General features: G+C 33.3%; 10 protein-coding genes. 7 read left to right on the top strand and 3 right to left on the bottom strand.

Going from position 1 to position 13,586, the window contains the following annotated elements:
- The first annotated feature begins 15 nt into the window (after window positions 1-15).
- Complete coding sequence (mnmG, locus tag AC23ME_RS02140; protein WP_487726100.1) at window positions 16-1,878, top strand: tRNA uridine-5-carboxymethylaminomethyl(34) synthesis enzyme MnmG; 1,863 nt, start codon at window positions 16-18, stop codon at window positions 1,876-1,878.
- 120 nt (window positions 1,879-1,998) lie between these two features.
- Window positions 1,999-3,714, top strand: a complete 1,716-nt coding sequence (locus tag AC23ME_RS02145) for an Ig-like domain-containing domain (RefSeq protein ID WP_487726101.1) — start codon at window positions 1,999-2,001, stop codon at window positions 3,712-3,714.
- On the opposite strand, the gene AC23ME_RS02150 is transcribed toward AC23ME_RS02145, so the two are convergent.
- On the bottom strand, window positions 3,715-4,224 hold the full coding sequence (locus AC23ME_RS02150) for a gamma carbonic anhydrase family protein (protein WP_487726102.1): 510 nt from the start codon (window positions 4,222-4,224) through the stop codon (window positions 3,715-3,717).
- A gap of 77 nt (window positions 4,225-4,301) precedes the next feature.
- Window positions 4,302-5,888, bottom strand: coding sequence for an L-aspartate oxidase (nadB, locus tag AC23ME_RS02155; protein WP_487726103.1), 1,587 nt, complete (start codon window positions 5,886-5,888; stop codon window positions 4,302-4,304).
- A gap of 475 nt (window positions 5,889-6,363) precedes the next feature.
- On the opposite strand from nadB, the gene nadA reads away from it, so the two are divergent.
- The 4 genes from nadA (at window position 6,364) to AC23ME_RS02175 (ending at window position 11,294) form a co-directional block, all read left to right on the top strand.
- Window positions 6,364-7,356 (top strand): quinolinate synthase NadA, encoded by a 993-nt coding sequence (nadA, locus tag AC23ME_RS02160; RefSeq protein WP_487726104.1) that lies wholly within the window; start codon window positions 6,364-6,366, stop codon window positions 7,354-7,356.
- A gap of 1 nt (window position 7,357) precedes the next feature.
- Entirely contained in the window at window positions 7,358-8,911 is a 1,554-nt protein-coding gene (locus AC23ME_RS02165) for a S41 family peptidase (protein WP_487726105.1), read from the top strand.
- Window positions 8,911-9,951, top strand: coding sequence for a thiamine-phosphate kinase (gene thiL / locus AC23ME_RS02170; protein WP_487726106.1), 1,041 nt, complete (start codon window positions 8,911-8,913; stop codon window positions 9,949-9,951). The genes AC23ME_RS02165 and thiL overlap by 1 nt, the downstream gene beginning before the upstream one ends.
- Window positions 9,952-10,046: 95 nt before the next feature.
- Entirely contained in the window at window positions 10,047-11,294 is a 1,248-nt protein-coding gene (locus AC23ME_RS02175) for a glycosyltransferase family protein (RefSeq protein WP_487726107.1), read from the top strand.
- Here AC23ME_RS02175 and AC23ME_RS02180 read toward each other — a convergent pair.
- Window positions 11,289-12,572: a DNA recombination protein RmuC gene (locus AC23ME_RS02180; RefSeq protein ID WP_487726108.1), complete on the bottom strand. Its 1,284-nt coding sequence runs from the start codon at window positions 12,570-12,572 to the stop codon at window positions 11,289-11,291. The genes AC23ME_RS02175 and AC23ME_RS02180 overlap by 6 nt on opposite strands.
- A gap of 157 nt (window positions 12,573-12,729) precedes the next feature.
- On the opposite strand from AC23ME_RS02180, the gene purU reads away from it, so the two are divergent.
- Entirely contained in the window at window positions 12,730-13,569 is an 840-nt protein-coding gene (gene purU / locus AC23ME_RS02185) for a formyltetrahydrofolate deformylase (protein ID WP_487726109.1), read from the top strand.
- Window positions 13,570-13,586 lie beyond the last annotated feature (17 nt).

A 13,586-nucleotide genomic window follows, 5' to 3' on the forward strand; every position in this document is an offset into this window, starting at 1 on the left:
AACATCAAAAAATATATGTTTAAAGAATACGACGTTATTGTGGTTGGCGCTGGTCATGCAGGCTGTGAGGCTGCTGCCGCTGCTGCAAATTTAGGTTCATCGGTATTGCTAATAACCATGAATATGGAGACCATTGCACAAATGAGTTGTAACCCTGCTATGGGTGGTGTCGCCAAAGGTCAAATTGTGAGAGAGATTGATGCAATGGGTGGCTACTCTGGCATAATTGCAGATAAAACCACTATTCAATTTAGAATGCTCAATAAGTCTAAAGGTCCTGCGATGTGGAGTCCACGTACGCAAAATGACCGCAAAAGATTTGCTGAGGAGTGGCGATTGTCATTAGAGCGAACGCCAAATATAGACTTTTGGCAGGAAATGGTAAGCTCACTACTTATTAAAAATAATACAGTTGTTGGTGTAAAAACCAATTTAGGTGTAGAAATTAAAGGTAAATCTGTTGTACTAACTAACGGCACTTTCTTAAATGGTATCATCCATATTGGTGAGAAAAAAATGGGTGGTGGTAGAACTGGTGAAAAATCTGCTACTGGTTTAACAGAACAATTAGTAGAATTAGGGTTCGAGGCAGGTAGAATGAAAACTGGAACTCCGCCTAGAATTGATGGTCGTTCGTTAAATTATAGTTTAATGGAAGAGCAGTGGGGTGATGAAGAAAGAGGCAGATTTTCGTATACAAATGTAGAACTTCCAACAGACCAACGTTGCTGTTGGATTACTTATACCAATGATAAAGTACACGAAACATTGAAGGAAGGTTTTGAAAAATCTCCTATGTTTACGGGTAGAATTAAAGGTTTGGGTCCTCGCTACTGTCCATCTATTGAAGATAAAATTAACAGATTTGCAGAACGTGAACGTCATCAAATATTTGTAGAACCAGAAGGTTGGAACACTTGTGAAATTTATGTAAATGGTTTTTCTACTTCTTTACCAGAAGATGTACAATATAAAGCCTTAACTCAAATTCCTGGTTTCGAAAATGCAAAGATGTTTAGACCTGGCTATGCTATTGAATACGATTACTTTCCACCTACACAACTATCTTTAACTTTAGAAACCAAGCTAATTAGCAATTTGTTTTTTGCTGGCCAAATTAATGGTACTACAGGTTATGAAGAAGCTGCAAGTCAAGGCTTTATAGCTGGAATTAATGCTCATCAAAAGGTTAATGATCAACATGAGTTGATTATGAAGCGTTCAGAGTCGTATATAGGTGTATTGATAGATGATTTGGTAACAAAAGGTACTGAAGAACCATATAGAATGTTCACTTCTAGAGCAGAACATCGTTTATTGCTACGCCAAGATAACGCTGACATTCGCCTCACTCCTATTGCACATAGCTTAGGTTTAGTGAGTGATGAAAGATTAGATATTGTAAATCAGAAAATCAAAAACTCTGACGACATTGTTGCTTTCACTAAAAAACAAGGTATCGAAATGTCGGAGGCCAGTGCTTTAATGGAAGAATTAGGAACATCTCCATTAACACAAAATGTAAAACTATTTAGTGTTTTAAGCAGACCTCAAGTAAATATTAGTGATATCAGAAAAGTGAGTGAACCCTTTAACGATCTCCTAAATAAATTTGAAACTGAAACTGTTGAACAGGCTGAAATCAAAATTAAATACGAAGCATATTTTGAAAAGGAACAGGAGATTGTAAGTAAGATGCAGAAGATGGAAGATAAAGCAATCAATCCAGATTTTGATTACAACACTTTAGTATCTTTATCAAAAGAAGCTCGCGAAAAATTATTGAGGATAAAACCGCGAACTTTAGGACAAGCGTCAAGAATTTCTGGAGTTTCGCCATCAGATATTTCTGTTTTAATGGTTCATATAGCTAAATAACTGTAAATCAATTATTTAATTAAATAAAATACAAGTTAAAATAAAGCGTTATAAAAGCGTAACTCAAAATTTTAATACTATCAGTTAAAAAAGAATAAAAATCGCTTAAAAAGCCTATAAATGCTAAAAAATAGAAACTCACAAATTTTAACTCATTTTTCACTGCTTATTTTAGTAGCCTTACTAATTTATGGTTGCGCGGCTATGCAAACTCCTCAAGGTGGGCCAAGAGATGAAACTCCACCAAAGGTTTTAAAAATGACCCCCGAAAATTTAACTACAAATTTTAATGCTAAAAAAATAATCATAGAATTTGATGAGTATATTAAGTTGAATAACGAGTTCAAAGAATTTTCTATATCACCAGAGTTGGAAAAAATTCCAGAGTTACGTGCAAAATTGAAAAGATTGGAAATCACCCTACCCGATACTTTAGAAAAAAATACAACTTATACTTTAAATTTTGGAAAGTCAATTGTTGACTTGAATGAAAACAACGAACTCAAAAATTTCAGCTATGCTTTTTCTACCGGCCCTACCCTAGATTCTTTAAGTATTAGTGGAAATGTAACTAATGCTCTTACCGGCGAAGCTGAACTAGAAGCTACAGTTTTTATTTTGCCTTTATCAAGAGATAGTTTGTTCGGCAAAAAACGTGCTCCAATATTTACACTTACAGACAGCAGCGGAAATTTCAAATTAAATAACCTTAAAAAAGATACCTACAAAATTTATGCGTTAAAGGAAAAGGGAGGCGATAGGATTTACCAACAAGTTAGTGATGAAGTAGGTTTTTTAAAGGAACCTTTCGTATTGGATAAGAATATCGACAGTATCAGATTAACTGTATTTAAAGAGTTAGCACCTGATTTCCGTATCACAGACAGAAGATTAAATGCCGATGGAAGTATATTTTTAAGCTTTAATCAACGTTTGAAAAATCCAGATTTAACTGTTGTTTTTCCAACTGTAGTAGATCAAGGAAAACAATTTCAGTTTAATAAAACTAAGGATACTGTTAATCTATGGCTTAACGATTTATCATTCGATTCTGTTAAAATAGCGATCAAAAACGAAGGTAAAACACTTGACACCGTTAAACTTACCAGATCAAAAAGGGATACTTACAATCGTGTTGTAACTGCTAGCGACAATTTAGATGGTGGTGCATTAAACCCGTTCAAAGATCTAACGCTTAGTTTCAACCTACCAATAAAGAATGTAGATGAAAGTAAAATAGTGCTTTTAGAAGATAGTATCCCGAGAAAGTTTACGTTGGTAAAAGATAGTTTGGATATCTTAAAATATCATATTAAATACAAATGGAGAGCTAAAGAAGACTATATTTTATTACTAAGAGAAAATGCTGTAAATGCTATTTTTGATGCGAAAAACAAAGAATTAACAAAGAAATTCACACTAGGAGATGCAAATGAATACGGTACATTGACTCTAAGTGTAGAACCTACAGATACTACCAAACGATATGTATTGGAAATTGTAAGCAAGGACAAAAATGTGATAGCCGCTTATCCGATAGCTAGAAAAACTCCTGTTAAATTGTCAAATTATAAGCAAGGAATTTACTATGGTAGAATTGTTTATGATACCAACAGAAACGGCATTTGGGATACGGGAAATGTGAAAGAAGGTATACAACCAGAAGCCATTTGGTATTTTACAAAAGAGTTGTCTATAAGAGCAAATTGGGATAGAAATGAAATTATAAGTATCCCTGCAACCCCACCTTTGCCAATTCCTACAGTAAAAGAAAAGGTAAAAGTGGAAAATAAGTTACCTCAAAATACTGATACTGGGCCTTCAAAAAATGATTAGTTATTTAAACCAATCAGCGTACATAATATAATTATCAGGTAGCTTATTTAATAAAGCCCTTTGCTCTTCAGTAATGGGCTTTATTTTTTTAGCTGGAGTACCGGCATAAATATATCCGCTTTCGCAAATTGTATTTTCTAGTACTACGGCTCCTGCAGCAATAATACAATATTCATCTATAACTGCATTGTCCATCACAATTGCGCCCATACCAATAAGTACATGATCTTTAACTGTACAACCATGAACTATGGCATTGTGACCAACGTTTACTCTGTTTCCAATAATTGTAGCTGCTTTTAAGTAAGTTGCGTGTATTACAGCACCGTCTTGTATGTTGCTTTCGTTACCAATAGTTATGCTATTTACATCTCCCCTAACTACAGCATTAAACCAAATTGAGCAGTTTTTTCCAACTTTAACATCACCTACAATGGTAGCGTTAGGTGCTATAAAACAATCACTTCCAAATTGTGGATTAACTCCTTTTACTGGTAATATTACTGGCATTTTATATCTATTTTGTCATCCAGAGCGCAGCGAAGGATCTAATAGATTCCTCCTATCGTCGGAATGACAGGTTTTAATTAAATTATTGTATCAACTAATTCGTTAGCATGTTGTGGATAATCTGTAGTATAATGTAATCCCCTACTTTCTTTCCTGGCTTTAGCAGATTTGATGACCATATACGCCACCTGGATTACATTACGTAATTCACAGAGTTTTACAGATACCTTATTATTTTTATAGAATTCTTCTGTTTCTTCGAACAATAGATAAAGTCTTCTTAAAGCCCTGTCCAATCTGAAATCAGAACGAACAATTCCAACATAATCGCTCATAATTTTTTGAGTTTCTCTTAAGTTGTGAGTAACCAAAATATCTTCGTTAGATTGTATCACGCCTTTATCATCCCATTCTGGAATATTTTCTGGTATCACATTGTGTTGATAACTCTCAATAGCTGATAAGAAAATTCGATGAGCAAATACTGTAGCTTCTAACAATGAATTGGAAGCCAAACGATTAGCACCATGTAAACCTGTTGAAGAAACTTCGCCACAAGCATATAAATTGTTGATAGACGATTTTCCATATTCATCTACTAAAATACCACCACACATGTAATGGCAAGCTGGTGTTACTGGTATAAAATCTTTAGTCATATCTATACCAATAGATAAGCATTTGGCATAGATGTTAGGAAAATGTGTTAAAATATCGGCTTTCTTGCGCATGGTAATATCCAAATACACAAAGTCATCGCCCGATTTCTTCATTTCATTATCTATGGCACGAGCTACAATATCACGTGGTGCTAAAGAACCACGTTCATCGTATTCGTACATAAATTCGTCGCCATTTCTTCTGCGTAAAACACCTCCAAAACCTCTAACTGCCTCAGAAATAAGAAATGAAGGATATTCTCCTGGATGATATAATGCTGTTGGATGAAACTGTATAAATTCCATGTTTCTAACTTTACCTTTTGCTCGATAAACCATGGCCATTCCATCGCCTGTGGCAATTACCGGATTGGTTGTATTTGCGTAAATATGCCCAGCTCCCCCGCTTGCCAACACAGTTACATTGGCTAATATTTTCTCAACATGGTTGATTTCTGTGTTAAAAGCATAAATACCATAGCAATTGATGTCTTTACTACTTTTATCCACATGTTCTCCCAAGTGATGTTGGGTAATCAATTCCAAACAGAAATAGTGAGTTAAAATCTCTATATTTTCATTTTGATGAATTTGCTTCAACAAAACACTCTCAATTTCGTAACCTGTAACATCTTTATAATGAAGCACTCTGTGTTCAGAATGGCCTCCCTCTTTTGCTAAATCAAAAACTCCAGCCGGATTTTTATCGAAATTAATTCCGTAATCTATAATCTCTTGAATACGTTCTGGACCTTCTTTTACTACAATTTCCACAATATCCTTATCACATAAACCATCTCCAGCAATTAACGTATCTTGTATATGTTTTTCGAAGGAATCAGACTTGTCTACAACTACAGCAACACCACCTTGCGCATACTTAGTGTTCGACTCGTCTTCGTTAGATTTGGTAACTATCAGAACCTTACCATATTTAGCTGCCTTTAGTGCAAAACTTAGTCCGGCTATACCAGATCCAATCACTAAAAAATCGACTTTCTTCATTAATTTAAATAATATATAACAACTATGTGGATAACATTAACAAGCCTGTGAATTGAATGTATAAATTATCGTAACAATTATTTTTGATTGTTTAAAGCTAAGTAAAAAGCCAAGTTTGACACAATCTTTTGAAGATTTTTTAAGCCACTTTGCTTAGGTTATCAACTTTTAACAACACACTTAACAATACACATTTTGATATTGATAATTTAATCCAATAAAAAGTATAACATTGAGAATCAAGCTAAGTTTAAATTAAAAAATCATAAAATTTGTTGATAACTATGGGATAAGTCATTTTACAACATTTTTTTAATGATTCTTTCTAACAGTTTCAACACACTAATAAAGAATAAGAATCTATTTATTTAATTAAATTATATTTTGTTTGAAGCGTTGATAAAGTTCAAAGCCTGTATCTTTACAAAAAAATTAACGAGCGCTTAAAAAGCATTCGTAGCTAAAAAGCATAGTAATGGAAATTTTAGAAGAACTTAATAGAAAAGGTTACGTAGAAGAAAAAATAGATCCAACCTTGGATTTATTTGCGGAAATAGAGCGACTAAAAAAAGAAAAGAATGCGATTATTTTAGCGCACTACTATCAAGAACCTGATATACAAGATATTGCAGATTATATTGGTGATAGTTTAGGCTTATCTCAAGAAGCTGCAAAAACCGAAGCTGATGTAATTGTGTTTGCTGGAGTGCATTTTATGGCAGAAACAGCTAAGATTTTATCGCCACAAAAGAAGGTTTTATTGCCAGATTTAAAAGCTGGATGTTCGTTGGCAGATAGTTGCCCACCGCATTTGTTCAAAAAATTTAAGGAGAAATATCCGGATCATTTGGTGATTACTTACGTGAACTGCACAGCTGAACTAAAAGCACTGAGTGACATTGTTTGTACCTCAACAAATGCGGTACAAATTGTGGAAAGCTTGCCGAAAGACCAGAAAATTATCTTCGGTCCTGATAAAAACCTAGGTGCTTGGGTTGCTAAAAAGACTGGTAGAGACTTAGTTTTGTGGAATGGTGCCTGTATGGTGCATGAAATTTTCTCTAGGGAGAAGATTACCAAGTTGAAAGAACGCCACCCGAATGCGAAGTTTATTGCACATCCAGAATGTGAAGAAGCGGTGCTGCAAATGGCAGATTACATTGGTTCTACCACTGGATTGTTGAAATATAGCATCAACAGTGATGCAAAAGAGTTTATTGTAGCTACAGAGAGTGGAATTATCCACCAAATGCAGAAAGCTTGTCCAGATAAAACTTTTATTCCAGCCCCTCCTACCAATGCTTGTGCTTGTAACGATTGTCCGTACATGAAACGCAATACTTTAGAGAAACTCTATTTGTGTATTAAAAATGGTTTGCCAGAGGTTACAGTACCTGCTCATATTATTGACGATGCAAGAAAACCTATTGAAAGAATGTTAGAAATTTCTGCACAATTAGGTTTGTAAAATGATAAAAGGACACTTTTTAAGAAATTCATTGTTAGTAACTGCAGTTTCACTGGCTGCTTGTTCTTCTGTAAAGGAATATAATGCAACCATTACAGATAAAAAGCATAGTGTACAAGCTTTACATCAAGATATAAATCTTACTTATCAAATTCTAAAAGATGGGCATCCTGGTTTGTATTGGTATATTTCTAAAAAACAGCTTGATGATAAGTTCGATAGTTTGAAAAATGCTATCAATGAACCACTTACTACAACACAATTTTATCAAAAATTATCACCAGTAGTAGCGGCTATAAAATGTGGTCATACTGCTTTAAGATTTCCATCGGTTATACAAAAAGATAAAGCTGAAAGAGAAGCTGCTAAAAACAAAGTTTATCCTTTAAATCAGTTTACTTACGCCGTAGCTGATGATAAATTGATAGTTATCAACAACAAGAGTAAAAACAAAAGCGTTAAGACTGGAACAGAGATTTTAGAAATTAATGGTTTAGCACCAAAAGAGATTTTTAACATTGTTTCAACCGGTTTTAGTTACGATGGATATAACTCATTATCAAAGAATAAGCGAATAGAGAGAAATTTTGCAAGTCTTTATAAGATTTATTTTTCAGAGCAGGATAGTGTTGCTGTTAAGTTTAAAACAGATAGTACAGTTATCAACACCTTCATCTCATTTTATGATAAGAAGAAAGATGCGGAAGAGAAAAAGAAGTTAGACACAACTAAAACTATTGCAAAAGCACCCGTTAAGAAAGTAAAAGAAACATTCAAACACAGAGGTAATAAAGTTAACAACGAATATCAGTTAGATTTTAAATTTTTAGATAAGGAAAAAGACATCGCTTACCTAAAAATTAAGAGTTTTAGTGTACCAAGTGCTAATTTTCCACTGTTTTATAAACAAGCTTTTGATAGCATCGCTTTATCAAAAAGTAAGAACTTAGTTATCGACATAAGAAACAATCCTGGTGGAACTTTAAGTGCTAGTTTAGCTTTATTTTCTTACCTAACGGATAAAGAATTTGTGTATTTAGCAAAGCCAATTAGCAATGGTGGTTTTAGTGCAGATAAATATCAAACTGGCTTTAAAAAAATACGATATTACCTTACTGCATTTAATGATAACGGTGATATTTATGAAGATGAAGAAGGTAATTCTTTCTCATTTATGAAAGGATATAAACCTCAAAAACCACATAAAAATAACTACAAAGGCAAAGTTTATGTGTTAATAAATGAGTTCAGTTTTTCTGCATCTTCTTTAATTAGCGCTAATTTAAAAGGAATAAATAGAGCTACTTTTGTAGGTACAGAAACTGGCGGTGGCTTTAATCAATGTACAGCTGGTAGAATGCCAGTGGTTACTTTGCAGCACACTAAGTTAGCTTTAAGGTTTGGATTAAACAGAATGGCTCCTATCTATCAGCAAGATTTGTTTGGTAGAGGTGTTTTTCCGGATGTAGAGGTGCAATCTACCTTAAAAGATAGAATAAGTAACTACGATAGAGAGTTACAATGGATTTTAACAGATATTAAAGGAAAAGGATAATGTTCGAGAATAAAGAACGTACTTCGTTAGAAGAATTAGGTGAATTTGGATTAATCAAACACTTAACAGATAACTTTCAAATTAGACACGAAAGTTCTATAAAAGGAGTTGGCGATGATGCTGCAGTGCTTGAATTTAAGGACAAGCAAACTTTAATATCAACCGATTTATTGTTAGAAGGTGTACATTTCGATTTATCTTATGTGCCTTTAATGCACTTGGGTTACAAAGCTGTACAAGTAAATTTGAGTGATATTTATGCCATGAATGGTATAGCTACCCAAATTACCGTTTCTTTAGGAGTTTCGAGCAAGTTTCCATTAGAAGCAATTGAAGAAATTTACAAAGGCATTGAGTTGGCTTGTAATAAATTTAATATCGATTTAATTGGTGGCGATACTTCATCGAGCAAGCAAGGTTTGGTAATCAGCATTACTAGCATCGGCTATGCCAATAAAGAAGACGTAACCTACAGAAACGGCGCACAGGAAAGCGATTTATTATGTGTTTCCGGAGATTTAGGTGGTGCTTACGTTGGTCTGCAGATATTAGAAAGAGAGAAGCAAGTTTTCTTAGAAAATCCTCAAATTCAACCAGATTTAGAAGGTAAGGATTACATTATAGAGCGCCAGTTAAAACCAGAAGGACGTAGAGATGTGGTAGATTTATTAGCACAGCTGAAAATAAAACCTACTTCAATGATTGACGTTTCTGATGGCTTAGCTTCAGAGATTTTACATTTAGCTACACAGAGTGATAAAGGTTGTACCATTTACGAAGATAAACTACCAATTGACCCAGTAACCTACGAAACCGCTAGAGAGTTAGGCTTAGACCCAACTATTTGTGCTTTAAATGGTGGAGAAGATTATGAGTTGTTATTTACCATCAAACAATCTGATTACGATAAGTTGAAAAACGATGTAGATATTAGTGTAATAGGTCATATTACCGATAAAAATTCTGGTGTAAAAATGGTTTCAAAATCTGATGTGGTACACGTATTAAAAGCGCAAGGTTGGAATGCTTTCAAGCATTAATACCTGTTTTATATACTTATAGCTATTTTTGCTATACTTTATTTGATATTTTAAATTCTTATTCAATATATTGCTAGACCAAAACGCTAACAAACTTGAAGAGAATTTTTGTATTTTCTTATCATGGTAGGGAAACCTACCAAACAGGATTTAACAGATTACTGAGCATAGCAGAAAGTTTATCAAATTCTTATGAAGTCCATTTTATTTATGGTAATAAGAATAAGATAGAAATGCCAATTAAGGTGATTGGTAATCTGATAGAAATACCATTAAGTTATACACCAGGTTTTTTTCATAACCACTATAAAAAGCTGATAGAAAGCGGAAGAAGAATAATGTCCAAGTTTTTATTAGCTGGCTATTACCTTTTTACCGGAAAAGAGATTTTTGATTTAGGTAGAGAATTTAAGAAATACAAAGAAAAAACTAATATCAACCTTACTAAAGATGATGTTATTTTGGTTTCTTTTCCATCTATTGCTATTCATAATTTAGGTTATGCTTTAAAGCAAGAATACGGATGTAAGCTAATTTTGGATTATAGAGATCCAGGCGTATTTGGCTATAAACTCATAGAAGACAACAAAATATTATCATTTTTAAGAAAGCGATTTCTTAAAAGAAACGAGTTACGTAATTTAAAAGCAGCCGATTTAATTGTAACTATTTCTGATTCTATCCGCAATTTATTTCCCGAAAAATACAGAGATTCTATTCGGGTTGTTAGAAATGGATATGATTTAAAAAAGACAAATTTTAACCTTATAAAACATGATCCTATTACTTTTAAAATGGTTTATTTGGGAACCGTTTACAACGATCAGTTAGAGGATGTTACTTTTTTTAAAGCATTGAGAAAGTTTATCGATATTTATCTGGTTCAACCACAATATTTTCAAATTAGGTTTATTGGCAGTGGCGAATCACTTAAACTTAAAGAAATTATAAAACATTTTAAATTAGAACCATATACATCTATCAGTCAGAAAATGCCAATTTCACAAGCTTATGCAGAATTGTATAATACAGCAATGTTCTTTCATTTAAAGTATGGAAATAGAAAGGAAATAATTACTACTAAACAGTATGAATATTTAGCTTTTCAAAAGCCTATTTTACTACCAGTTAATGATTACGGAGATTTAGAAGAAAGTATAAAAAAATATAATGCTGGTTATGTCTGTGAAAATGAAGAGGAGATAGTTGCTTTGTTAAAAAAATCGATGGATGATCATTTTAATGGAAATCCTACAAAAATTGAAAGAACAGAGGAAGAACTTTATCATTTGAGTAGGCAGGGACAGGAAGATAAATTGCTAAAATTAATAGATAAATTATAATTCTTCTTCACCCAAAAATTTGCTATCTATTTGCTTGCTCGCTTTAGTTTTTGCACCTAGTTTTTTAATCTTTTCAACCTTTCCAATCAAATTTCCACTACCAAATTGCAACTTTTTAAAGGCATCATCATGTGCTTTTTGAGTTTGCTCTAAATGTTTGCCAATCTTTTCCATATCGCCTAAAAAGCCTACAAACTTATCGTAAAGTGAACCTGCCTCTTCAGCTATTTCAAAAACATTTTTATTCTGTCTGTCTACTTTCCAAATGCTGGCAATGGTGCGTAAAGTAGCTAATAATGTAGTTGGACTAACCAACACTACTTTTTTATTCCAGGCGTAATTAAACAGCTCAGTATCTGCTTGTACAGTTGCACTAAACGAAGCCTCTATTGGAATAAATAAAAGCACAAAATCTGGTGAGTTAATAGCATACAAATGCTGATAGTTCTTTGCAGATAAACCATCAATATGATTTTTGATAGAAAGCAAATGTTGTTTCAAATAAAGAACCTTTTCATCTTCCAATTCCGAACTCACCATTCTTTCATAAGCAACCAACGAAATTTTAGCATCTATAATCAAGTTTTTCTCGTCGGGCAGGTTAACAATCACATCTGGCTGAAAACGTTCACCTTCGCTGCTATTTAAGCTTTTCTGTATGGTATATTCTCTGTCCTTTACTAAACCAGAAGTTTCTAGCACACGTTCCAGTATAATTTCGCCCCAACTGCCTTGCTTTTTGTTATCTCCTTTTAACGCTTTCGTTAAATTATTGGCATCGGTTTGTATCTGTTTACTTTGGTCCATTAACTGAAAAATAACACCTTTTAACTGGCTTCTTTCGGCAGCTTCAGTTTGGTAAACTTTATCTACTTTTTCTTCAAAAGATTTGATATTCGCTTTTAGAGGATTAAGAATTTGATCTAGATTAGTTTGGTTTTGTGCAGTAAATTTTGCAGATTTTTCATCCAGTATTTTGTTGGCAATATTTGAAAACTCTAAAGTGAATTTTTGTTGAAGCTCTTCTAAATTTTGTTGCTGTTTAATAGAAATTTCTCGCTGTGCTTTTAGGTTTTCTTCCGCTCTAGTGGCTCTATTATTTTCGTTGATATAATCTGCCCTTAATTGCATAAGTTCTTGTTGCAATTTCTGATTTTCATCTTTCAAATAGTTTAAAGTAAAAAGTTCTTGTTCGTTTGGTTTGCTTGATTTTTTGGTAATCAAAACCAATAAAAAAGCAATGATGATAACTAATAGTGCAACAATAGCAATTTCCATAAAGAATATTATTTTAGCCACAGATGCACAGATATTTTAAGAAATGTAAAAGAATAGATAAATTAATTATCTGTGCATCTGTGGCAAACCTTATACAAAATAACGAAATTAACAGAACGCCTTATATTTGATTGCGCTTAAATACTATATTTAGCTTATGAATAGGCTTTTAGTTTTAATACAATGTAAGGATCAAGTGGGCTTGGTGGCCAATATCACTCGTATTTTAGCAAGTCATCAGCTCAATATTATTGCTATGCGTGAGTTTGTAGACGAAGAAGAACAACGATTTTTCGCCAGAATATCTTGCAGTAATAACATAGAAAACACCGAGGAACTAAAGTTAGAATTGCAAAATACACTACCTCAAAATGCACAAATTGAAGTAGTGCCAAAGGCAGATAAAAGTATTGCTGTATTGGTTACAAAGGAGTTTCATTGCCTATCTGATATTTTGATTAGGAACTATTTTAAAACGTTAGGAGCGGAGGTAAAATGTGTGATAGGTAACTATGAAAATCTGAAGGAATTGTCGGAAAAATTGGATGTTCCATTTCATTACATTTCTCATGAAGATATTTCGAAGGAAAACTTTGAGAATGCCATCACAAAGCAACTAGATAAATACGATTTGGATTATATTGTACTAGCCAAGTTTATGCGGATCATTTCGCCAACTTTTGTAGCTAAATACAAGCATAAAATTATCAATATTCATCATTCGTTTTTGCCTGCTTTTATTGGCGCTAGTCCGTACCAGCAAGCTTTTAAACGAGGTGTAAAAATTATCGGTGCAACAGCACATTTTGTAACTAACGATCTAGATGAAGGGCCAATTATCAATCAACAAACTATTCATGTAAACCATACTTATGGTGCAAAACAAATGGCTATTGCAGGTAGAGAAATTGAAAAATCGGTACTAAGTAAAGCTTTAGAATTAGTATTTGATGATCGGGTTTTTGTGGTTGGAAATAAGACGGTTGTGTTTGAGTAGATTTAATTTTAGAAGCG

The organism is Pedobacter sp. T50_32 (assembly GCF_057652195.1).